The organism is Candidatus Palauibacter sp. (genome assembly GCF_965208055.1).
Taxonomy (GTDB): Bacteria; Gemmatimonadota; Gemmatimonadetes; order Palauibacterales; family Palauibacteraceae; genus Palauibacter.
Window position 1 is genome coordinate 1 of sequence record NZ_CBDBNY010000002.1, and the last position, 21,563, is coordinate 21,563.

27 protein-coding genes are annotated in these 21,563 nt (G+C 70.1%); 6 read left to right on the forward strand and 21 right to left on the reverse strand.

The window, feature by feature from the left end:
• Positions 1 to 31 precede the first annotated feature (31 nt).
• From ACOGXI_RS00120 to ACOGXI_RS00135, 4 genes are all read right to left on the reverse strand, one after another.
• Complete coding sequence (locus ACOGXI_RS00120; protein ID WP_419936899.1) at positions 32 to 1,234, reverse strand: hypothetical protein; 1,203 nt, start codon at positions 1,232 to 1,234, stop codon at positions 32 to 34.
• A gap of 109 nt (positions 1,235 to 1,343) precedes the next feature.
• Complete coding sequence (locus ACOGXI_RS00125; protein ID WP_419936900.1) at positions 1,344 to 1,607, reverse strand: HNH endonuclease signature motif containing protein; 264 nt, start codon at positions 1,605 to 1,607, stop codon at positions 1,344 to 1,346.
• Complete coding sequence (locus ACOGXI_RS00130; protein WP_419936901.1) at positions 1,586 to 3,115, reverse strand: hypothetical protein; 1,530 nt, start codon at positions 3,113 to 3,115, stop codon at positions 1,586 to 1,588. Before ACOGXI_RS00130 ends, ACOGXI_RS00125 begins: the two co-directional genes overlap by 22 nt.
• A gap of 612 nt (positions 3,116 to 3,727) precedes the next feature.
• The gene (locus tag ACOGXI_RS00135; protein WP_419936902.1) at positions 3,728 to 4,963 is read right to left on the reverse strand and encodes a VapE domain-containing protein; all 1,236 of its coding nucleotides are present in this window, start codon (positions 4,961 to 4,963) and stop codon (positions 3,728 to 3,730) included.
• Positions 4,964 to 5,611: 648 nt separating this feature from the next.
• On the opposite strand from ACOGXI_RS00135, the gene ACOGXI_RS00140 reads away from it, so the two are divergent.
• The gene (locus tag ACOGXI_RS00140) at positions 5,612 to 5,848 is read left to right on the forward strand and encodes a hypothetical protein (protein ID WP_419936903.1); all 237 of its coding nucleotides are present in this window, start codon (positions 5,612 to 5,614) and stop codon (positions 5,846 to 5,848) included.
• Entirely contained in the window at positions 5,832 to 6,158 is a 327-nt protein-coding gene (locus ACOGXI_RS00145; protein WP_419936904.1) for a hypothetical protein, read from the forward strand. Before ACOGXI_RS00140 ends, ACOGXI_RS00145 begins: the two co-directional genes overlap by 17 nt.
• A 4-nt stretch (positions 6,159 to 6,162) precedes the next feature.
• On the opposite strand, the gene ACOGXI_RS00150 is transcribed toward ACOGXI_RS00145, so the two are convergent.
• Positions 6,163 to 6,714, reverse strand: coding sequence for a hypothetical protein (locus ACOGXI_RS00150; RefSeq protein WP_419936905.1), 552 nt, complete (start codon positions 6,712 to 6,714; stop codon positions 6,163 to 6,165).
• 73 nt (positions 6,715 to 6,787) lie between these two features.
• Between ACOGXI_RS00150 and ACOGXI_RS00155 the strand changes: the two genes are divergently transcribed.
• Positions 6,788 to 7,411 (forward strand): hypothetical protein, encoded by a 624-nt coding sequence (locus ACOGXI_RS00155; protein WP_419936906.1) that lies wholly within the window; start codon positions 6,788 to 6,790, stop codon positions 7,409 to 7,411.
• Here the strand turns inward: ACOGXI_RS00155 and ACOGXI_RS00160 are convergent.
• The 8 genes from ACOGXI_RS00160 to ACOGXI_RS00195 form a co-directional block, all read right to left on the reverse strand.
• Entirely contained in the window at positions 7,404 to 7,715 is a 312-nt protein-coding gene (locus ACOGXI_RS00160; protein WP_419936907.1) for a hypothetical protein, read from the reverse strand. The two genes, ACOGXI_RS00155 and ACOGXI_RS00160, sit on opposite strands and share 8 nt — an antisense overlap.
• The gene (locus ACOGXI_RS00165) at positions 7,712 to 8,743 is read right to left on the reverse strand and encodes a phage portal protein (protein ID WP_419936908.1); all 1,032 of its coding nucleotides are present in this window, start codon (positions 8,741 to 8,743) and stop codon (positions 7,712 to 7,714) included. Before ACOGXI_RS00165 ends, ACOGXI_RS00160 begins: the two co-directional genes overlap by 4 nt.
• Before the next feature lie 73 nt (positions 8,744 to 8,816).
• Complete coding sequence (locus tag ACOGXI_RS00170) at positions 8,817 to 9,176, reverse strand: hypothetical protein (RefSeq protein ID WP_419936909.1); 360 nt, start codon at positions 9,174 to 9,176, stop codon at positions 8,817 to 8,819.
• A complete protein-coding gene (locus tag ACOGXI_RS00175) occupies positions 9,167 to 9,625 on the reverse strand; it encodes an HK97 family phage prohead protease (RefSeq protein WP_419936910.1) in 459 nt (152 codons plus the stop codon). The genes ACOGXI_RS00170 and ACOGXI_RS00175 overlap by 10 nt, the downstream gene beginning before the upstream one ends.
• An 11-nt stretch (positions 9,626 to 9,636) precedes the next feature.
• On the reverse strand, positions 9,637 to 10,839 hold the full coding sequence (locus tag ACOGXI_RS00180) for a hypothetical protein (protein ID WP_419936899.1): 1,203 nt from the start codon (positions 10,837 to 10,839) through the stop codon (positions 9,637 to 9,639).
• A gap of 109 nt (positions 10,840 to 10,948) precedes the next feature.
• Positions 10,949 to 11,212 carry an HNH endonuclease signature motif containing protein gene (locus ACOGXI_RS00185; RefSeq protein WP_419936900.1) on the reverse strand — a complete coding sequence of 88 codons (264 nt, stop codon included), beginning with the start codon at positions 11,210 to 11,212 and terminating at the stop codon, positions 10,949 to 10,951.
• The gene (locus ACOGXI_RS00190; protein ID WP_419936901.1) at positions 11,191 to 12,720 is read right to left on the reverse strand and encodes a hypothetical protein; all 1,530 of its coding nucleotides are present in this window, start codon (positions 12,718 to 12,720) and stop codon (positions 11,191 to 11,193) included. The genes ACOGXI_RS00185 and ACOGXI_RS00190 overlap by 22 nt, the downstream gene beginning before the upstream one ends.
• A 612-nt stretch (positions 12,721 to 13,332) precedes the next feature.
• Positions 13,333 to 14,568 carry a VapE domain-containing protein gene (locus ACOGXI_RS00195; RefSeq protein WP_419936902.1) on the reverse strand — a complete coding sequence of 412 codons (1,236 nt, stop codon included), beginning with the start codon at positions 14,566 to 14,568 and terminating at the stop codon, positions 13,333 to 13,335.
• Between the two features lie 648 nt (positions 14,569 to 15,216).
• Here ACOGXI_RS00195 and ACOGXI_RS00200 point away from each other — a divergent pair.
• Both ACOGXI_RS00200 and ACOGXI_RS00205 read left to right on the forward strand, forming a co-directional pair.
• Positions 15,217 to 15,453: a hypothetical protein gene (locus ACOGXI_RS00200; RefSeq protein WP_419936903.1), complete on the forward strand. Its 237-nt coding sequence runs from the start codon at positions 15,217 to 15,219 to the stop codon at positions 15,451 to 15,453.
• A complete protein-coding gene (locus ACOGXI_RS00205) occupies positions 15,437 to 15,763 on the forward strand; it encodes a hypothetical protein (RefSeq protein ID WP_419936904.1) in 327 nt (108 codons plus the stop codon). Before ACOGXI_RS00200 ends, ACOGXI_RS00205 begins: the two co-directional genes overlap by 17 nt.
• Before the next feature lie 4 nt (positions 15,764 to 15,767).
• Here ACOGXI_RS00205 and ACOGXI_RS00210 read toward each other — a convergent pair whose 3' ends face one another.
• Entirely contained in the window at positions 15,768 to 16,319 is a 552-nt protein-coding gene (locus ACOGXI_RS00210; RefSeq protein ID WP_419936905.1) for a hypothetical protein, read from the reverse strand.
• A gap of 73 nt (positions 16,320 to 16,392) precedes the next feature.
• Between ACOGXI_RS00210 and ACOGXI_RS00215 the strand changes: the two genes are divergently transcribed.
• Entirely contained in the window at positions 16,393 to 17,016 is a 624-nt protein-coding gene (locus ACOGXI_RS00215; protein ID WP_419936906.1) for a hypothetical protein, read from the forward strand.
• Here ACOGXI_RS00215 and ACOGXI_RS00220 read toward each other — a convergent pair.
• The 7 genes from ACOGXI_RS00220 to ACOGXI_RS00250 all read right to left on the reverse strand — a co-directional run bounded on the left by ACOGXI_RS00220 (position 17,009) and on the right by ACOGXI_RS00250 (position 21,389).
• The gene (locus tag ACOGXI_RS00220) at positions 17,009 to 17,320 is read right to left on the reverse strand and encodes a hypothetical protein (RefSeq protein ID WP_419936907.1); all 312 of its coding nucleotides are present in this window, start codon (positions 17,318 to 17,320) and stop codon (positions 17,009 to 17,011) included. The two genes, ACOGXI_RS00215 and ACOGXI_RS00220, sit on opposite strands and share 8 nt — an antisense overlap.
• On the reverse strand, positions 17,317 to 18,348 hold the full coding sequence (locus tag ACOGXI_RS00225) for a phage portal protein (RefSeq protein ID WP_419936908.1): 1,032 nt from the start codon (positions 18,346 to 18,348) through the stop codon (positions 17,317 to 17,319). The genes ACOGXI_RS00220 and ACOGXI_RS00225 overlap by 4 nt, the downstream gene beginning before the upstream one ends.
• 73 nt (positions 18,349 to 18,421) lie before the next feature.
• Complete coding sequence (locus ACOGXI_RS00230; protein WP_419936909.1) at positions 18,422 to 18,781, reverse strand: hypothetical protein; 360 nt, start codon at positions 18,779 to 18,781, stop codon at positions 18,422 to 18,424.
• Positions 18,772 to 19,230, reverse strand: a complete 459-nt coding sequence (locus ACOGXI_RS00235; RefSeq protein WP_419936910.1) for an HK97 family phage prohead protease — start codon at positions 19,228 to 19,230, stop codon at positions 18,772 to 18,774. The genes ACOGXI_RS00230 and ACOGXI_RS00235 overlap by 10 nt, the downstream gene beginning before the upstream one ends.
• 11 nt (positions 19,231 to 19,241) lie before the next feature.
• Positions 19,242 to 20,444: a hypothetical protein gene (locus ACOGXI_RS00240; RefSeq protein WP_419936899.1), complete on the reverse strand. Its 1,203-nt coding sequence runs from the start codon at positions 20,442 to 20,444 to the stop codon at positions 19,242 to 19,244.
• Positions 20,445 to 20,553: 109 nt separating this feature from the next.
• On the reverse strand, positions 20,554 to 20,817 hold the full coding sequence (locus ACOGXI_RS00245; RefSeq protein ID WP_419936900.1) for an HNH endonuclease signature motif containing protein: 264 nt from the start codon (positions 20,815 to 20,817) through the stop codon (positions 20,554 to 20,556).
• Positions 20,796 to 21,389: a hypothetical protein gene (locus ACOGXI_RS00250; RefSeq protein ID WP_419936911.1), complete on the reverse strand. Its 594-nt coding sequence runs from the start codon at positions 21,387 to 21,389 to the stop codon at positions 20,796 to 20,798. The genes ACOGXI_RS00245 and ACOGXI_RS00250 overlap by 22 nt, the downstream gene beginning before the upstream one ends.
• Positions 21,390 to 21,563: the final 174 nt, after the last annotated feature.

Sequence of the window (21,563 nt, forward strand, 5' to 3'; positions counted from 1 at the left end):
CGCAGTCGCGCCCCTGGCACGACCAGACGCATTACGCGTTGACTTGCAGGTTTCCGGGGACGAATCCGGCCGACCGCAGCACCTTGAAGGCGTAGAAGGCGGTGCAGTGAACTGCGACTTCTCCCTCATCAGCGGCGCTATACGGATCCCTCAAGATCGAGACGCCCTGCCAGACGGGACAGACCGCATCCATCCGCATCCCTCGCCGGATCAGGAGATCCTGTGTCTTGGCGCGGCCGCCGCTCGTGGCGGTCGCCGGAACATGCGAGGAGGAGCGCAGCCCACCGAGGAGACCCGAGAGGAAAGCCCAGGTCGTCATGTCCGTTTCGTTGGCGCGCCAGAGGGTCAGTAGCCGGCGCCCGGTTTCCACCCCGACCAGCATACGCAACTGGCCCGGAACGTCCGCGTAGAGACCATCCAGCGCGCCGGTGGCCGCACCCACGGCGTCATCAAAGGTGAACTGCCCGCCGCTGTCAGCGGTGGCCGAAGTCAGGGCTCCGGTCAGCAGCCCTTCCGAGGATGCTCCGGCGATCACCTGCGCATCGAGCCGGGACATCACGGCCGAAGAAAGGTTGCGCCGAAGGTCCGCTTCCAGCGAGGCCAGCGTCAAGGCGTCTTCGCGCCGGAAGTGGAGCCGAGCGTGAATCCGCCCGGGCTTCATCGTGGTCGTGGAGTAGGCGGCCGCCGAGGAACTGGCCTCCGCCCCGCCCGCGACCTTCGCGGCCGTCGCGCTCGTGGACATCACCCGGTAGATGGCCTCTCCGGCCGGGACCGTCGGCATCGGGATACCCAGCCACGCCGTCACCGAGGCAGGGAAGACGGCGGGGATCGTGGCCGGGCCGGTCCGAGGAACATTCGTCGGCGCCGAGGACTGGCCGGCCGTCCTGTGCTGCTCGCCTCGCAGCAGCTCCAGCGGGATGGAATCCACGTCCAGACCGACGTCCTGCTGCAGCTCGCGGGTTGCGCCGCCGACCGTGCCGCCGCCCCGCAGAGCCGCGCCAACCACGTCCGAGACCCGCGCACGGGACACCAGACGGTGGCGCGCAGTGGCGCTGCCGTCGTCGTCGTCGGCGCCGTCGTCCGCCTCGATCTCGCGCAGCGCGGCGCGCCGACGCTGCTCGACAGCGCGAATCGCCGCCTTCAGCTCGTCCGGCGACTCGTCATCCGGGAGATCCAGGAGCTTCTCGAGGAGCTCCGAGCGCTCCAGCTCGATCTTGTGCAGCCGCTTGTCCACTCTACATTTCTCCCGTTGTGTGCCGCGTTTCTCCCTCTGTCTGCCGCGCCGCCGCCGAAGGGAACATGATGCGGCGTGTCAAGAGAGACGACGACGCGACGGCCCCATCTTACAACCCCGCCAGAAGCCGCCGCCAGTCGTCAGCACCTTCCACATCGCGCCGGCGATGGATGGCGATGTGACACGTCCGGCAGAGCGATCGCAGGTCGGATATCAGACAGATCAGCCGACCGCCCCGGTGGAGTGGCACCACGTGATGCACCTCCATCCTGCCCCCCTTCCCGCACCGAGTACAACGCCATCCATCCAGATCCAGACGCCGCCGGCGTAGTCGCCGCCAGGCCGCCCCACCTACGCGATGGCCCAGCCCCACGACTCCACCTCCACATGCTCACGACGACGCATCCGCTCGCGTTCGGCGATAGCCAGAACCGCAGCGGCCGCCGCATCGTCACGGGCCCGGAATCTCCGCCCGGCCCCCGCCCGAATGGCGAGCTTCGAATCCCCGCTCGGGTTAGTCGTGACCCTCGCCTCCCCGACGCACGACCGCAGCAACCGGGACCGCGCAACCGACACCCGCCCCGACAGGACGGCCGCACGGAAGTCACGCACATCCTCCGAGCCGTCACGGTAGCCCATGCCGCGCCAGCGCACCTCGCACCGCCAACCCAGCCGGTCAAGGGCGTCCTGCAGCTCGCCCTTTCTGTAACGGTCCGCGCAGATCACGTCCGGCATCCCCCAGCGGGCCTGCACCTCGTGGAGAAGCCGGTGCGCGCCTGGAACCCGCACCCCCTCCACGACGACCAGATCCCCGTCATCGAGGAAGTGGCGGTATCGGTCCCCCACGCCATCCCGAACGCCCCGCTCCCGGAGATCCGGGAAGCCGCCGAACATCCCGACCGCCTCCACCCGGCCCGACGCAAAACACGCGGCCCCGGCCGACATGGCGGCAGATCCCCCGAGATCCACACCAACGACAAGCGGCCGGGTCCGGTCCGGGAGGTCGTCACACTCCACCGCCAACCAGTCCCCGACCTGGACCAGAACGGCCGCCGGGACATCCGAGACCCCCCGGTTCAGCCGCAGCGCCTCGAAGCTGCTCCGGTCCCCGCCCGGCGCCAGAGCACGGGCCGCCTCGATCTCCAGCACCTTCCGCAGGGATCGGAACCTCGGAGACCGGAGGCTTGGGTTCGCCGCCTCCCACGCCCGCGGGTCGTCGAGCTCCAGATGATCCGGTGCGCTCCACACCCGGCCGACGTGGCCGGGCCCATCCGTCAGCTCGCGCTCGAACCAGTGGGCCGAGTCCGAGCTCCTGGTCCCCACCGTCAGCATCCGGGCGCCCGCGATCTTCCCGAGAGACGTGGCGAGCGCGGACCGCACGGCGTCACGCTGCGATGCGCGCCATTGGGCTGGCTCGTCGCACAAAATGAGGGTCGGGGCCAGACCGTGGAGCGAGCGGCCCGAGCACGTCCGGACCACCACCGAGGAGCCCGACTCCTCGTGGACGACCGCAGGACTCGCCGCCGTCTTCCGCACGGTCAGGGCGCCGAGTGCGATGCCCTTCGCCACCAGCTCGCGCAGATGATCGAAGACGATCCGGCCCTGCTCGAGGGTCGCCGAGACGATCACGCACTGGCGGCGGTGGCCGGCGAGAGGACCGGCGAGCACCGCGGCGCCCAGCCCGGCGAGGAGCACGGTCTTCCCACAGCCGCGCCCAACGCTCAAGGCGCCGGAGATCACGCCCGGCGAGAACGCCGCCTCGACGAACTCCCGCTGCCAGTCGAGGACCTCCAGCCGCTCGCCCGCCGCCTCGCCCTCCGGGACGCGCAGCGCCCCGAGGAACGACACGAGCGCATCGCCAAGGTCCGATCGAGGAGTCATCGCCACAGGCTACCCGGCACCGGAGAGCCGGACTCGTTTTTTTTGCGAGGGTCACGCGATGAACCGGGCGGGGCGGGATTCGTCGGCAGGGTCCCGACCCCCGGCGGAGGGACGAATGCCGTCACACCCGGCCGTTTGGGACGGCTGGGACACCTGGGACAGCAAATCCCTTCCCTTTGTGTAGCGCGCGCGCACACGTGCGCGTGTGCAGGCGCGCTGCTGCAAGGGAAGGAATCAGCCGTCCCAGCCGTCCCAGCCGTCCCAGCCACCTAGAACCCGGCATCCGGTTCCTCGTTTCTGCCGTGCCGCCGAAGCACTGCTGCCATCGCCGCCGCGGCCGCCGCCCCCTCCTCGGCGGGGTCACGACCCCGGCGGTGGGACGAATGACGTCACGTGTAACGGCTGTAACGGCTGTAACGGCTGGCTGCACTCCTTGCAGCAGCGCGTGCACACATGCGCCCGCGCCCGCGCGTAGGGTAAAGGGTGCAGTTCTAGCCGTTACAGCCGTTACACCGCGCCTAACTTCATGGCATAGCGCGCATTTGCCAGCCGTTACAGCCGTTACATCAGCCGTTACAGCCGTTACATCAGCCGTTACAGCCGTTACAGCCGTCACGGCCGCCACACCCAGCGCCGGACCACCCGGCCCTCCACACGGCGAGGCACCGACTCCCAGCCGTGCCGCCGGAGCACCGGGGCCATGGCCCGGTCCTTGCCGAGGGGCAGATCCCCGAGCCGCAGAACGTCGCGCATCGTGTATGCCTCATCCCGGTCGAGCTCGCCCACGGCCTCATCCAGCACGTCGGGCCGGCGCACAAACCGGGACGTGCTTTCCCGTGCGCGGGCCAGCAGCTCGAACGGGACCTGATCGCAGTCGAACCCCGCGAACGCCAGCGCCATCGCCGCTCCCCAGAGGCGCTCCCGGACGCCGGTTTCCTCGAGGACCTCCCGGACGTTCGGCCGCGCTCGCGCCGGCCGCACGTGCATCACGATGAACCTGCTCCGGAGAGCCGAATCATTCGAGAGGAAAGCGTTGTTCCTATTCGTGCTCCCGACCAGCCGGCAGGATCGCGGGAGCGTCACGAAGTCTCGCCCATATTTCCGTCGAATTCTGTCCGAACCCCGACCCAGCCGCGCCTTGACCTGCTCGACCTCCGCCTTGCGCATCCCGGTCATCTCCGAGACTTCGCCGAGGATCTGCCCCAGCATCGAGACGGCGAAATCCGAGTCATCGCCGAACGCCAGCGGGATGTTGGGGTTGAACCTGCCCCGCAACCTCGACGGGAGGAGATGTGCGAGGAAGGTCGACTTCCCGCTATCTGCGGGTCCGCAGAGGACCGGCATGGTCTTCTGGAGGCGGCCGGGACGGCGGATCCTGTCGAGGACTCCGACCAGGACGGCGGGCAGGACCCAGCGGGAGACCGGGCCCTGCTCGAACGACCAGAACCTCGCGCACTCGTCGAGGATGACCTGCACGGCGTCCTTCTCCGGTGGAGACGGGATGATCGAGCAGGCCCACTCGAGCGCCGGGTTGACGGTGGCGGCGAGCCCCGCCCCGAGGATCAGTTGCCGGACGGCGATGGCCGAGACGGCCGGGGTCCGACCCTTCTTCCCCGATGACAGCGCCTCCGCGTGGAGCCGCACCAGGCCTGCGAACTCGTCCTCGACGTTCCGCTCGAAGCCCTGCCAGCCCTCACCCGGCGGGCGAGCCTCGAGCACGTCCTCCGGGAGGACCCGCCGGAACTTCCAGCGGAGGTCCTGGACCGTGGCGTCGACGATGGTGGAGAGCCGCCGGTGCGCCTTCTTCCGCTCGTCGTCCTGCTCGCCCTGCCGTGGCCGGGTCGGCAACGGCGCATCCGGGGGCGCATCCGGGGGCGCATCCGAGCCCTCCTCGTCTATGGCAACGCGTTGCGTTGCGTTACACTCTCCCGGAAGTGAGACAGCCGGTTCCGCCCCGACTGTCTTCCGATCATCGTTGGGCTTCCGCCCGGCGGTGGTATCATCAACCATTCGGTGTTCCTCCTCGCCGTTACCACACGGCTTTTGCCGTTCGAGTGTAACACCACCGAGAGCCGGTAGCGGCCCGTTCAAGCCGCCCAGCCCAGCGGTAGCGCGCCGGTTCTCACCCCCCGCACCAGCGAGACACGGCGCGGCCGGCCTTCATTGAGCGTTTCCCTCAAGCGTGAACGCGCCCCCGGTCCTCCGGACCCGTCGCCGGTCGCGCCCCCGCTCCGCGCGCCCGAGCCGACCTGCCCCACATCCGAATAACCCTCACCCTCACCGAGGACGAGATCCGACGCCTACGGGCCGGGTCTGGTTCGGTCGCCGCGAAGGTGACGGCGCTCATCCGACAGGACGCTGCAGCCGCTCGCCGCGCACACATCGGAATACGGAACCGGAAGCCGTCTAACCTCCTCGCCGACCGCATCCAGCCGCCGCCAGACCACCTGCGGGACGACCCCGAACTCGCCGAACTGGATCGCCTAGAATCCGCCCATGCCGAAAGCCACGACCGTTAGCCTGCGCCCCCGCCAGTATCCGACCATGCCTGTCATCGAAGCCGACGAGAACAACGGAGTAACCCGCATCGAGATCGACCCGGACCGCGCCAGGAAGATCCTGCAGCACATCGAGGCAGACAAGGACCTCAAGACCTTCCACCACGAGACCGTACGGGCGCTCCGAGAGGCCCTCGACTTCTACCAGTTGGTGCAGGATGCTGCCGGAGAATAAGGTCCTCGCCTTCAAGGCCGACGCCGACCTCCAGGTAACGGCTGTCGCCACATCGTTGGCGGGCCGCACCATCACGGTCCAGTTTGACTACAACGACGCGCTCGACAGGGACGGGACTTCGGCCGAACTCATGGAGACGATCGAGAACGCCTGCGTCTTCCCGACGAAGGAGGACGAGGAGGAGCCCATCGGCGCACTGCTGGCCCGCGTGGTCCGGACCGAGGTCGCGGCCGGGGTCGAAGTCGGGTTCGCCGCCGCTCTCGACGCCATGGGCGAATCCGAGGAGCAATCGGAACCGGAAGAGGACTAGCGGCTCACGGTCGCCACTTCCCCAGCGTCAGCCGCAGCCAGACATCCATCCGGCGCGCAACCGCCTTCTCGAGGACCGACACCCGCCCGGCGTCCCGGATGAACCCGGTCCGCTTCGCTTCTTTCCTCGAGTAGCGCTGCACCCTACCCGGCGCGTGGAGCACCCCGACCACGCCCTTCTCGATCTGCGGCAACCCAGCGCGCCGCAGCCAGCGCCGCCCCGCCGCGCCCCGCGCCGAGAAGACCCGCCGCCGGATTGCGCGCCGCAGTTTGCCGGACTTCCGCGTTACCTTCGATTGCGCCCGCCGCTTGGCGTCCGCCAGGAATTCCGTCATCGCGCCGCGCAGAACCTCCTTCTGAAAGCCCGCCAGGAACACATCGATGTTGGGGTTCGTCGTCATCTCTACGCGGATCGGCCCCTTGCCTCCCAGCACCATCTTGTTTTCCCGCCCGAGGGTCCTGGCTGCCCCACGCGCCGCGCGTTTCCGCGCGCGCTGCTCTTCCTTCAGCACCCCGCCGAGCCGCCGGGTCAACTGCGCGATATCGTCCTGAGCCATGCGCCTGACTCTACCCGCTCGCGCCTACAACGTCACGCTCAAAGGCCGGTCCCAGACCGACGCAACCGCCGCCGTGGGCGACATCCGCCCCGGTCAGATTCTCACGGGCTGCACCGACGGCCGGTGGAGCACCACCGAGGCTATCCGGGCCATGCTCGCGAAGACCGGGACGCCGGCGAACGTCAGCATCACCACCTGGCGGGTCGGCCCGGCCGACGCCGAGCACCTGGTGATCCTCCGCCGCGCCGGACTCATCGGCCGACTCCGCCTCGTCCTGGACCGCAGCGTTCATGGTCTTGACCGGACGGACCTACGGCGAGGAGCCAAGCCCATCTTTCACCGGGTCGCCGCCGTCGTCGGGGTCGAGAATCTGCGGGTATGGAATGGTCACGCCAAGATCGTCGTCGTGGCCGGGCCCGACATGTTGATCACCCACCTACCCAGCGCCAACCTCAACCGCGCCCAGCGCGCCGAGACCTACGTGACGTTCGGCGAGCCGGTGGCGGAGAGCCCCGTCCACGACCTCTACGCCGGGATCTTCCGGGACCTGTTCGCCGAGGAGCTGCCGGTGGAGTTCACGCGGGACACCCCCAGCCTGAATCGCGGGACGGCCGCGCTCACCAATCGGGTGTTGGGCAATCCGCTCGCCCAGCGGGATCAATCGGAACCGGAACACCGGAGCGCCTGGCTTAGCTGACCGGCCCGAAGCACTCCGCCGTCGCCGTGTAGCGCAGGCCGTCCGGCCCCACCATCCCCTCGACCTCGCGCACCCGGTAGGCCCGGCCCGCGACCACCAACCGGGACCCCGGCCCTACCGCGGTGTTCCAGAGGGTCGCGGTCCCCCCGTGGGCGGAGTCGATCCCGACCTCCCCGAGGTTGGAAAGGCCCTGCTCCCGGACCCAGATCGCGTAGTCGGCGACCCCGTCGACCTGGACCTCGACGGCCGCCCCGCTTGCGATCGCCGCCGCCCGCGCCGTCATGGCCGCGTGCTTCAGGATCACAGCCCGACGACCTGGCGCGCCTCATCGAGCGGGACGCCAGCCGTCACCAGCGAGCCCAGGGCCCTGGCCTTGCCGGTCACGTCCGCCGCGCCGAGACGCGGGAACCGCAGCCTCGAGGTGGTCCCCAACTTCGCCTCGACCTCCGCCTCCACCACTCGCGCCATCGGCAGGAGCCCGGTGTGATACCACGTCCTCAGCGCCTCCCTCTGCCCCGTGCTCGCCTCACCGAGAAGCAGGCCGGGCGGGACGCCCAGCGCCGCCATGACCTCCAGCGCGGCCCTCATCCGGGTTTCCTCGAGGGGCGAGTCCCACGCGGGTCCGAGACGCCGAGGCATCCAGTCGCCCTGTGGAGCCGCGCTTCGCCCGTCGCCCCACCCGGCGCTCGTCGTCTCGATCAGCGACAGCCGACCCCGCAGAGCGGCGAGCCCCTCGGTCATGGCGGTGAGATTCTGCCCCTCTGGACCCTTCGGGATCGGGACCACCTGGCCGGTCGCCGTGCCCGACTCGTCCCCCAGAGAGCGTTCCAGCCGGGCGAGCAGCCGGGACGTGCTCGCGGCCGCCGTGAGCGGCGAGCGCCCCACCCACGGCGTCTCCCGGTCCACGTGCCAGCGCGGATGGAACACGCGGTCAGCCTGGACCCGCACCCGCCGCGCCGTCCGGGTCGGGGCCGGGAGGTCCAGATCGTAGAGCCACGAGGCGGGGTCCGGACCGCCCGTCACGGTCGCGCCGGTGACCGGGAGCAGCGCGGACCCGCCCCCGCCGATCAGCCACAGGGACTCACCGTGGAGCACCAGGTCTCGCGCGATGGTCGAGAGGACATCGGAAGACGGAAGACGGAGCCGCGCCGGGTCCCACTCCCCGAGGAGCAGGCCTCGCGCGTAGAGCCCGGTGGCCGCCTCGACCGTCGCGGCCGCCGCCGCATCCGCATCCTCGTCGCTCGTCTTGCGCCGCAGCAGCTCCTCGATCGCCTCATCGCCGACGCCCCGCTGCTCGACCTGGCGGGGCCAGATCCGGGACCAGAAGCTCATCAGGACCCCTCGAGGATCGCCGCGAACGACCACTCCCCCGCGCCACTGGCCGCAAAAACGCCGTCAGGGACCATCAGTCGTCCCCCACGGTGGCGATGCCTCGCGGGATCCAGTCCGACAGCAGCGACTCCGCTCCGGAGTGACGGAGGCACCCGGTCATCCCGGCCGCGTATCTGACCTCGACGTCTCCGACCTGGACGCTCATGGCCCCGCCCACGGCCGGACGCTGCCCCCGCTCGGCGAGCCAGCCCGCCGCCCGGATCCGGGCCTCGTCGAGGATCGAGGACGGCGCCGGCGGGTCGTCCCCGTCGAGATCAGCCGCCGTGACGCCCAGCCGGGCGGCCACCAGATCCGAGACGACCAGCAGGAGCTCCCCTGCCCGGTCCGTGGGCTCACCGATCCGGGCCCCGAGGGTCGCGGCCGTCAGAGCCACAGGAGCCGCCGCCGCGCCGAGACCGTGGCCGCCGGGTAGGCGGGACGATCCACCACCCCGACGCCCAGGAGCCGCGCCTCGAGGACCTCCAGAACGTCGCGCACCCGCTCCTCGCGGGTCGGCATGAACTCGACCGACAGCCCACGCAGGACTCCGGCGCGGACCAGACGAACCACGTCCTCCGCCTCCCGGGTCTCCGGCAGGGTCGCCTCGAGGTCGAGAGACACATCGGAGTCCGAGAACCGGAGCCCGCCGCCCCCCGTCCGAGCCAGCGGCCGCCCCCGGTCGTGATGGACGTTGAGGACGACATCGAGCGCCGAGACATCCCCGAAGGCGCCCGCCATGATCCGCTCGCGGCCGCCGGGAATCCGGGCTTCGGTCCCGTAAGGCAGGACCACGCCCGAGAGCCGCAGCCGGTCATCGTCGGCGCGCAGTCGCGCCCCTGGCACGACCAGACGCATTACGCGTTGACTTGCAGGTTTCCGGGGACGAATCCGGCCGACCGCAGCACCTTGAAGGCGTAGAAGGCGGTGCAGTGAACTGCGACTTCTCCCTCATCAGCGGCGCTATACGGATCCCTCAAGATCGAGACGCCCTGCCAGACGGGACAGACCGCATCCATCCGCATCCCTCGCCGGATCAGGAGATCCTGTGTCTTGGCGCGGCCGCCGCTCGTGGCGGTCGCCGGAACATGCGAGGAGGAGCGCAGCCCACCGAGGAGACCCGAGAGGAAAGCCCAGGTCGTCATGTCCGTTTCGTTGGCGCGCCAGAGGGTCAGTAGCCGGCGCCCGGTTTCCACCCCGACCAGCATACGCAACTGGCCCGGAACGTCCGCGTAGAGACCATCCAGCGCGCCGGTGGCCGCACCCACGGCGTCATCAAAGGTGAACTGCCCGCCGCTGTCAGCGGTGGCCGAAGTCAGGGCTCCGGTCAGCAGCCCTTCCGAGGATGCTCCGGCGATCACCTGCGCATCGAGCCGGGACATCACGGCCGAAGAAAGGTTGCGCCGAAGGTCCGCTTCCAGCGAGGCCAGCGTCAAGGCGTCTTCGCGCCGGAAGTGGAGCCGAGCGTGAATCCGCCCGGGCTTCATCGTGGTCGTGGAGTAGGCGGCCGCCGAGGAACTGGCCTCCGCCCCGCCCGCGACCTTCGCGGCCGTCGCGCTCGTGGACATCACCCGGTAGATGGCCTCTCCGGCCGGGACCGTCGGCATCGGGATACCCAGCCACGCCGTCACCGAGGCAGGGAAGACGGCGGGGATCGTGGCCGGGCCGGTCCGAGGAACATTCGTCGGCGCCGAGGACTGGCCGGCCGTCCTGTGCTGCTCGCCTCGCAGCAGCTCCAGCGGGATGGAATCCACGTCCAGACCGACGTCCTGCTGCAGCTCGCGGGTTGCGCCGCCGACCGTGCCGCCGCCCCGCAGAGCCGCGCCAACCACGTCCGAGACCCGCGCACGGGACACCAGACGGTGGCGCGCAGTGGCGCTGCCGTCGTCGTCGTCGGCGCCGTCGTCCGCCTCGATCTCGCGCAGCGCGGCGCGCCGACGCTGCTCGACAGCGCGAATCGCCGCCTTCAGCTCGTCCGGCGACTCGTCATCCGGGAGATCCAGGAGCTTCTCGAGGAGCTCCGAGCGCTCCAGCTCGATCTTGTGCAGCCGCTTGTCCACTCTACATTTCTCCCGTTGTGTGCCGCGTTTCTCCCTCTGTCTGCCGCGCCGCCGCCGAAGGGAACATGATGCGGCGTGTCAAGAGAGACGACGACGCGACGGCCCCATCTTACAACCCCGCCAGAAGCCGCCGCCAGTCGTCAGCACCTTCCACATCGCGCCGGCGATGGATGGCGATGTGACACGTCCGGCAGAGCGATCGCAGGTCGGATATCAGACAGATCAGCCGACCGCCCCGGTGGAGTGGCACCACGTGATGCACCTCCATCCTGCCCCCCTTCCCGCACCGAGTACAACGCCATCCATCCAGATCCAGACGCCGCCGGCGTAGTCGCCGCCAGGCCGCCCCACCTACGCGATGGCCCAGCCCCACGACTCCACCTCCACATGCTCACGACGACGCATCCGCTCGCGTTCGGCGATAGCCAGAACCGCAGCGGCCGCCGCATCGTCACGGGCCCGGAATCTCCGCCCGGCCCCCGCCCGAATGGCGAGCTTCGAATCCCCGCTCGGGTTAGTCGTGACCCTCGCCTCCCCGACGCACGACCGCAGCAACCGGGACCGCGCAACCGACACCCGCCCCGACAGGACGGCCGCACGGAAGTCACGCACATCCTCCGAGCCGTCACGGTAGCCCATGCCGCGCCAGCGCACCTCGCACCGCCAACCCAGCCGGTCAAGGGCGTCCTGCAGCTCGCCCTTTCTGTAACGGTCCGCGCAGATCACGTCCGGCATCCCCCAGCGGGCCTGCACCTCGTGGAGAAGCCGGTGCGCGCCTGGAACCCGCACCCCCTCCACGACGACCAGATCCCCGTCATCGAGGAAGTGGCGGTATCGGTCCCCCACGCCATCCCGAACGCCCCGCTCCCGGAGATCCGGGAAGCCGCCGAACATCCCGACCGCCTCCACCCGGCCCGACGCAAAACACGCGGCCCCGGCCGACATGGCGGCAGATCCCCCGAGATCCACACCAACGACAAGCGGCCGGGTCCGGTCCGGGAGGTCGTCACACTCCACCGCCAACCAGTCCCCGACCTGGACCAGAACGGCCGCCGGGACATCCGAGACCCCCCGGTTCAGCCGCAGCGCCTCGAAGCTGCTCCGGTCCCCGCCCGGCGCCAGAGCACGGGCCGCCTCGATCTCCAGCACCTTCCGCAGGGATCGGAACCTCGGAGACCGGAGGCTTGGGTTCGCCGCCTCCCACGCCCGCGGGTCGTCGAGCTCCAGATGATCCGGTGCGCTCCACACCCGGCCGACGTGGCCGGGCCCATCCGTCAGCTCGCGCTCGAACCAGTGGGCCGAGTCCGAGCTCCTGGTCCCCACCGTCAGCATCCGGGCGCCCGCGATCTTCCCGAGAGACGTGGCGAGCGCGGACCGCACGGCGTCACGCTGCGATGCGCGCCATTGGGCTGGCTCGTCGCACAAAATGAGGGTCGGGGCCAGACCGTGGAGCGAGCGGCCCGAGCACGTCCGGACCACCACCGAGGAGCCCGACTCCTCGTGGACGACCGCAGGACTCGCCGCCGTCTTCCGCACGGTCAGGGCGCCGAGTGCGATGCCCTTCGCCACCAGCTCGCGCAGATGATCGAAGACGATCCGGCCCTGCTCGAGGGTCGCCGAGACGATCACGCACTGGCGGCGGTGGCCGGCGAGAGGACCGGCGAGCACCGCGGCGCCCAGCCCGGCGAGGAGCACGGTCTTCCCACAGCCGCGCCCAACGCTCAAGGCGCCGGAGATCACGCCCGGCGAGAACGCCGCCTCGACGAACTCCCGCTGCCAGTCGAGGACCTCCAGCCGCTCGCCCGCCGCCTCGCCCTCCGGGACGCGCAGCGCCCCGAGGAACGACACGAGCGCATCGCCAAGGTCCGATCGAGGAGTCATCGCCACAGGCTACCCGGCACCGGAGAGCCGGACTCGTTTTTTTTGCGAGGGTCACGCGATGAACCGGGCGGGGCGGGATTCGTCGGCAGGGTCCCGACCCCCGGCGGAGGGACGAATGCCGTCACACCCGGCCGTTTGGGACGGCTGGGACACCTGGGACAGCAAATCCCTTCCCTTTGTGTAGCGCGCGCGCACACGTGCGCGTGTGCAGGCGCGCTGCTGCAAGGGAAGGAATCAGCCGTCCCAGCCGTCCCAGCCGTCCCAGCCACCTAGAACCCGGCATCCGGTTCCTCGTTTCTGCCGTGCCGCCGAAGCACTGCTGCCATCGCCGCCGCGGCCGCCGCCCCCTCCTCGGCGGGGTCACGACCCCGGCGGTGGGACGAATGACGTCACGTGTAACGGCTGTAACGGCTGTAACGGCTGGCTGCACTCCTTGCAGCAGCGCGTGCACACATGCGCCCGCGCCCGCGCGTAGGGTAAAGGGTGCAGTTCTAGCCGTTACAGCCGTTACACCGCGCCTAACTTCATGGCATAGCGCGCATTTGCCAGCCGTTACAGCCGTTACATCAGCCGTTACAGCCGTTACATCAGCCGTTACAGCCGTTACAGCCGTCACGGCCGCCACACCCAGCGCCGGACCACCCGGCCCTCCACACGGCGAGGCACCGACTCCCAGCCGTGCCGCCGGAGCACCGGGGCCATGGCCCGGTCCTTGCCGAGGGGCAGATCCCCGAGCCGCAGAACGTCGCGCATCGTGTATGCCTCATCCCGGTCGAGCTCGCCCACGGCCTCATCCAGCACGTCGGGCCGGCGCACAAACCGGGACGTGCTTTCCCGTGCGCGGGCCAGCAGCTCGAACGGGACCTGATCGCAGTCGAACCCCGCGAACGCCAGCGCCATCGCCGCTCCCCAGAGGCGCTCCCGGACGCCGGTTTCCTCGAGGACCTCCCGGACGTTCGGCCGCGCTCGCGCCGGCCGCACGTGCATCACGATGAACCTGCTCCGGAGAGCCGAATCATTCGAGAGGAAAGCGTTGTTCCTATTCGTGCTCCCGACCAGCCGGCAGGATCGCGGGAGCGTCACGAAGTCTCGCCCATATTTCCGTCGAATTCTGTCCGAACCCCGACCCAGCCGCGCCTTGACCTGCTCGACCTCCGCCTTGCGCATCCCGGTCATCTCCGAGACTTCGCCGAGGATCTGCCCCAGCATCGAGACGGCGAAATCCGAGTCATCGCCGAACGCCAGCGGGATGTTGGGGTTGAACCTGCCCCGCAACCTCGACGGGAGGAGATGTGCGAGGAAGGTCGACTTCCCGCTATCTGCGGGTCCGCAGAGGACCGGCATGGTCTTCTGGAGGCGGCCGGGACGGCGGATCCTGTCGAGGACTCCGACCAGGACGGCGGGCAGGACCCAGCGGGAGACCGGGCCCTGCTCGAACGACCAGAACCTCGCGCACTCGTCGAGGATGACCTGCACGGCGTCCTTCTCCGGTGGAGACGGGATGATCGAGCAGGCCCACTCGAGCGCCGGGTTGACGGTGGCGGCGAGCCCCGCCCCGAGGATCAGTTGCCGGACGGCGATGGCCGAGACGGCCGGGGTCCGACCCTTCTTCCCCGATGACAGCGCCTCCGCGTGGAGCCGCACCAGGCCTGCGAACTCGTCCTCGACGTTCCGCTCGAAGCCCTGCCAGCCCTCACCCGGCGGGCGAGCCTCGAGCACGTCCTCCGGGAGGACCCGCCGGAACTTCCAGCGGAGGTCCTGGACCGTGGCGTCGACGATGGTGGAGAGCCGCCGGTGCGCCTTCTTCCGCTCGTCGTCCTGCTCGCCCTGCCGTGGCCGGGTCGGCAACGGCGCATCCGGGGGCGCATCCGGGGGCGCATCCGAGCCCTCCTCGTCTATGGCAACGCGTTGCGTTGCGTTACACTCTCCCGGAAGTGAGACAGCCGGTTCCGCCCCGACTGTCTTCCGATCATCGTTGGGCTTCCGCCCGGCGGTGGTATCATCAACCATTCGGTGTTCCTCCTCGCCGTTACCACACGGCTTTTGCCGTTCGAGTGTAACACCACCGAGAGCCGGTAGCGGCCCGTTCAAGCCGCCCAGCCCAGCGGTAGCGCGCCGGTTCTCACCCCCCGCACCAGCGAGACACGGCGCGGCCGGCCTTCATTGAGCGTTTCCCTCAAGCGTGAACGCGCCCCCGGTCCTCCGGACCCGTCGCCGGTCGCGCCCCCGCTCCGCGCGCCCGAGCCGACCTGCCCCACATCCGAATAACCCTCACCCTCACCGAGGACGAGATCCGACGCCTACGGGCCGGGTCTGGTTCGGTCGCCGCGAAGGTGACGGCGCTCATCCGACAGGACGCTGCAGCCGCTCGCCGCGCACACATCGGAATACGGAACCGGAAGCCGTCTAACCTCCTCGCCGACCGCATCCAGCCGCCGCCAGACCACCTGCGGGACGACCCCGAACTCGCCGAACTGGATCGCCTAGAATCCGCCCATGCCGAAAGCCACGACCGTTAGCCTGCGCCCCCGCCAGTATCCGACCATGCCTGTCATCGAAGCCGACGAGAACAACGGAGTAACCCGCATCGAGATCGACCCGGACCGCGCCAGGAAGATCCTGCAGCACATCGAGGCAGACAAGGACCTCAAGACCTTCCACCACGAGACCGTACGGGCGCTCCGAGAGGCCCTCGACTTCTACCAGTTGGTGCAGGATGCTGCCGGAGAATAAGGTCCTCGCCTTCAAGGCCGACGCCGACCTCCAGGTAACGGCTGTCGCCACATCGTTGGCGGGCCGCACCATCACGGTCCAGTTTGACTACAACGACGCGCTCGACAGGGACGGGACTTCGGCCGAACTCATGGAGACGATCGAGAACGCCTGCGTCTTCCCGACGAAGGAGGACGAGGAGGAGCCCATCGGCGCACTGCTGGCCCGCGTGGTCCGGACCGAGGTCGCGGCCGGGGTCGAAGTCGGGTTCGCCGCCGCTCTCGACGCCATGGGCGAATCCGAGGAGCAATCGGAACCGGAAGAGGACTAGCGGCTCACGGTCGCCACTTCCCCAGCGTCAGCCGCAGCCAGACATCCATCCGGCGCGCAACCGCCTTCTCGAGGACCGACACCCGCCCGGCGTCCCGGATGAACCCGGTCCGCTTCGCTTCTTTCCTCGAGTAGCGCTGCACCCTACCCGGCGCGTGGAGCACCCCGACCACGCCCTTCTCGATCTGCGGCAACCCAGCGCGCCGCAGCCAGCGCCGCCCCGCCGCGCCCCGCGCCGAGAAGACCCGCCGCCGGATTGCGCGCCGCAGTTTGCCGGACTTCCGCGTTACCTTCGATTGCGCCCGCCGCTTGGCGTCCGCCAGGAATTCCGTCATCGCGCCGCGCAGAACCTCCTTCTGAAAGCCCGCCAGGAACACATCGATGTTGGGGTTCGTCGTCATCTCTACGCGGATCGGCCCCTTGCCTCCCAGCACCATCTTGTTTTCCCGCCCGAGGGTCCTGGCTGCCCCACGCGCCGCGCGTTTCCGCGCGCGCTGCTCTTCCTTCAGCACCCCGCCGAGCCGCCGGGTCAACTGCGCGATATCGTCCTGAGCCATGCGCCTGACTCTACCCGCTCGCGCCTACAACGTCACGCTCAAAGGCCGGTCCCAGACCGACGCAACCGCCGCCGTGGGCGACATCCGCCCCGGTCAGATTCTCACGGGCTGCACCGACGGCCGGTGGAGCACCACCGAGGCTATCCGGGCCATGCTCGCGAAGACCGGGACGCCGGCGAACGTCAGCATCACCACCTGGCGGGTCGGCCCGGCCGACGCCGAGCACCTGGTGATCCTCCGCCGCGCCGGACTCATCGGCCGACTCCGCCTCGTCCTGGACCGCAGCGTTCATGGTCTTGACCGGACGGACCTACGGCGAGGAGCCAAGCCCATCTTTCACCGGGTCGCCGCCGTCGTCGGGGTCGAGAATCTGCGGGTATGGAATGGTCACGCCAAGATCGTCGTCGTGGCCGGGCCCGACATGTTGATCACCCACCTACCCAGCGCCAACCTCAACCGCGCCCAGCGCGCCGAGACCTACGTGACGTTCGGCGAGCCGGTGGCGGAGAGCCCCGTCCACGACCTCTACGCCGGGATCTTCCGGGACCTGTTCGCCGAGGAGCTGCCGGTGGAGTTCACGCGGGACACCCCCAGCCTGAATCGCGGGACGGCCGCGCTCACCAATCGGGTGTTGGGCAATCCGCTCGCCCAGCGGGATCAATCGGAACCGGAACACCGGAGCGCCTGGCTTAGCTGACCGGCCCGAAGCACTCCGCCGTCGCCGTGTAGCGCAGGCCGTCCGGCCCCACCATCCCCTCGACCTCGCGCACCCGGTAGGCCCGGCCCGCGACCACCAACCGGGACCCCGGCCCTACCGCGGTGTTCCAGAGGGTCGCGGTCCCCCCGTGGGCGGAGTCGATCCCGACCTCCCCGAGGTTGGAAAGGCCCTGCTCCCGGACCCAGATCGCGTAGTCGGCGACCCCGTCGACCTGGACCTCGACGGCCGCCCCGCTTGCGATCGCCGCCGCCCGCGCCGTCATGGCCGCGTGCTTCAGGATCACAGCCCGACGACCTGGCGCGCCTCATCGAGCGGGACGCCAGCCGTCACCAGCGAGCCCAGGGCCCTGGCCTTGCCGGTCACGTCCGCCGCGCCGAGACGCGGGAACCGCAGCCTCGAGGTGGTCCCCAACTTCGCCTCGACCTCCGCCTCCACCACTCGCGCCATCGGCAGGAGCCCGGTGTGATACCACGTCCTCAGCGCCTCCCTCTGCCCCGTGCTCGCCTCACCGAGAAGCAGGCCGGGCGGGACGCCCAGCGCCGCCATGACCTCCAGCGCGGCCCTCATCCGGGTTTCCTCGAGGGGCGAGTCCCACGCGGGTCCGAGACGCCGAGGCATCCAGTCGCCCTGTGGAGCCGCGCTTCGCCCGTCGCCCCACCCGGCGCTCGTCGTCTCGATCAGCGACAGCCGACCCCGCAGAGCGGCGAGCCCCTCGGTCATGGCGGTGAGATTCTGCCCCTCTGGACCCTTCGGGATCGGGACCACCTGGCCGGTCGCCGTGCCCGACTCGTCCCCCAGAGAGCGTTCCAGCCGGGCGAGCAGCCGGGACGTGCTCGCGGCCGCCGTGAGCGGCGAGCGCCCCACCCACGGCGTCTCCCGGTCCACGTGCCAGCGCGGATGGAACACGCGGTCAGCCTGGACCCGCACCCGCCGCGCCGTCCGGGTCGGGGCCGGGAGGTCCAGATCGTAGAGCCACGAGGCGGGGTCCGGACCGCCCGTCACGGTCGCGCCGGTGACCGGGAGCAGCGCGGACCCGCCCCCGCCGATCAGCCACAGGGACTCACCGTGGAGCACCAGGTCTCGCGCGATGGTCGAGAGGACATCGGAAGACGGAAGACGGAGCCGCGCCGGGTCCCACTCCCCGAGGAGCAGGCCTCGCGCGTAGAGCCCGGTGGCCGCCTCGACCGTCGCGGCCGCCGCCGCATCCGCATCCTCGTCGCTCGTCTTGCGCCGCAGCAGCTCCTCGATCGCCTCATCGCCGACGCCCCGCTGCTCGACCTGGCGGGGCCAGATCCGGGACCAGAAGCTCATCAGGACCCCTCGAGGATCGCCGCGAACGACCACTCCCCCGCGCCACTGGCCGCAAAAACGCCGTCAGGGACCATCAGTCGTCCCCCACGGTGGCGATGCCTCGCGGGATCCAGTCCGACAGCAGCGACTCCGCTCCGGAGTGACGGAGGCACCCGGTCATCCCGGCCGCGTATCTGACCTCGACGTCTCCGACCTGGACGCTCATGGCCCCGCCCACGGCCGGACGCTGCCCCCGCTCGGCGAGCCAGCCCGCCGCCCGGATCCGGGCCTCGTCGAGGATCGAGGACGGCGCCGGCGGGTCGTCCCCGTCGAGATCAGCCGCCGTGACGCCCAGCCGGGCGGCCACCAGATCCGAGACGACCAGCAGGAGCTCCCCTGCCCGGTCCGTGGGCTCACCGATCCGGGCCCCGAGGGTCGCGGCCGTCAGAGCCACAGGAGCCGCCGCCGCGCCGAGACCGTGGCCGCCGGGTAGGCGGGACGATCCACCACCCCGACGCCCAGGAGCCGCGCCTCGAGGACCTCCAGAACGTCGCGCACCCGCTCCTCGCGGGTCGGCATGAACTCGACCGACAGCCCACGCAGGACTCCGGCGCGGACCAGACGAACCACGTCCTCCGCCTCCCGGGTCTCCGGCAGGGTCGCCTCGAGGTCGAGAGACACATCGGAGTCCGAGAACCGGAGCCCGCCGCCCCCCGTCCGAGCCAGCGGCCGCCCCCGGTCGTGATGGACGTTGAGGACGACATCGAGCGCCGAGACATCCCCGAAGGCGCCCGCCATGATCCGCTCGCGGCCGCCGGGAATCCGGGCTTCGGTCCCGTAAGGCAGGACCACGCCCGAGAGCCGCAGCCGGTCATCGTCGGCGCGCAGTCGCGCCCCTGGCACGACCAGACGCATTACGCGTTGACTTGCAGGTTTCCGGGGACGAATCCGGCCGACCGCAGCACCTTGAAGGCGTAGAAGGCGGTGCAGTGAACTGCGACTTCTCCCTCATCAGCGGCGCTATACGGATCCCTCAAGATCGAGACGCCCTGCCAGACGGGACAGACCGCATCCATCCGCATCCCTCGCCGGATCAGGAGATCCTGTGTCTTGGCGCGGCCGCCGCTCGTGGCGGTCGCCGGAACATGCGAGGAGGAGCGCAGCCCACCGAGGAGACCCGAGAGGAAAGCCCAGGTCGTCATGTCCGTTTCGTTGGCGCGCCAGAGGGTCAGTAGCCGGCGCCCGGTTTCCACCCCGACCAGCATACGCAACTGGCCCGGAACGTCCGCGTAGAGACCATCCAGCGCGCCGGTGGCCGCACCCACGGCGTCATCAAAGGTGAACTGCCCGCCGCTGTCAGCGGTGGCCGAAGTCAGGGCTCCGGTCAGCAGCCCTTCCGAGGATGCTCCGGCGATCACCTGCGCATCGAGCCGGGACATCACGGCCGAAGAAAGGTTGCGCCGAAGGTCCGCTTCCAGCGAGGCCAGCGTCAAGGCGTCTTCGCGCCGGAAGTGGAGCCGAGCGTGAATCCGCCCGGGCTTCATCGTGGTCGTGGAGTAGGCGGCCGCCGAGGAACTGGCCTCCGCCCCGCCCGCGACCTTCGCGGCCGTCGCGCTCGTGGACATCACCCGGTAGATGGCCTCTCCGGCCGGGACCGTCGGCATCGGGATACCCAGCCACGCCGTCACCGAGGCAGGGAAGACGGCGGGGATCGTGGCCGGGCCGGTCCGAGGAACATTCGTCGGCGCCGAGGACTGGCCGGCCGTCCTGTGCTGCTCGCCTCGCAGCAGCTCCAGCGGGATGGAATCCACGTCCAGACCGACGTCCTGCTGCAGCTCGCGGGTTGCGCCGCCGACCGTGCCGCCGCCCCGCAGAGCCGCGCCAACCACGTCCGAGACCCGCGCACGGGACACCAGACGGTGGCGCGCAGTGGCGCTGCCGTCGTCGTCGTCGGCGCCGTCGTCCGCCTCGATCTCGCGCAGCGCGGCGCGCCGACGCTGCTCGACAGCGCGAATCGCCGCCTTCAGCTCGTCCGGCGACTCGTCATCCGGGAGATCCAGGAGCTTCTCGAGGAGCTCCGAGCGCTCCAGCTCGATCTTGTGCAGCCGCTTGTCCACTCTACATTTCTCCCGTTGTGTGCCGCGTTTCTCCCTCTGTCTGCCGCGCCGCCGCCGAAGGGAACATGATGCGGCGTGTCAAGAGAGACGACGACGCGACGGCCCCATCTTACAACCCCGCCAGAAGCCGCCGCCAGTCGTCAGCACCTTCCACATCGCGCCGGCGATGGATGGCGATGTGACACGTCCGGCAGAGCGATCGCAGGTCGGATATCAGACAGATCAGCCGACCGCCCCGGTGGAGTGGCACCACGTGATGCACCTCCATCCTGCCCCCCTTCCCGCACCGAGTACAACGCCATCCATCCAGATCCAGACGCCGCCGGCGTAGTCGCCGCCAGGCCGCCCCACCTACGCGATGGCCCAGCCCCACGACTCCACCTCCACATGCTCACGACGACGCATCCGCTCGCGTTCGGCGATAGCCAGAACCGCAGCGGCCGCCGCATCGTCACGGGCCCGGAATCTCCGCCCGGCCCCCGCCCGAATGGCGAGCTTCGAATCCCCGCTCGGGTTAGTCGTGACCCTCGCCTCCCCGACGCACGACCGCAGCAACCGGGACCGCGCAACCGACACCCGCCCCGACAGGACGGCCGCACGGAAGTCACGCACATCCTCCGAGCCGTCACGGTAGCCCATGCCGCGCCAGCGCACCTCGCACCGCCAACCCAGCCGGTCAAGGGCGTCCTGCAGCTCGCCCTTTCTGTAACGGTCCGCGCAGATCACGTCCGGCATCCCCCAGCGGGCCTGCACCTCGTGGAGAAGCCGGTGCGCGCCTGGAACCCGCACCCCCTCCACGACGACCAGATCCCCGTCATCGAGGAAGTGGCGGTATCGGTCCCCCACGCCATCCCGAACGCCCCGCTCCCGGAGATCCGGGAAGCCGCCGAACATCCCGACCGCCTCCACCCGGCCCGACGCAAAACACGCGGCCCCGGCCGACATGGCGGCAGATCCCCCGAGATCCACACCAACGACAAGCGGCCGGGTCCGGTCCGGGAGGTCGTCACACTCCACCGCCAACCAGTCCCCGACCTGGACCCAGAACGGCCGCCGGGACATCCGAGACCCCCCGGTTCAGCCGCAGCGCCTCGAAGCTGCTCCGGTCCCCGCCCGGCG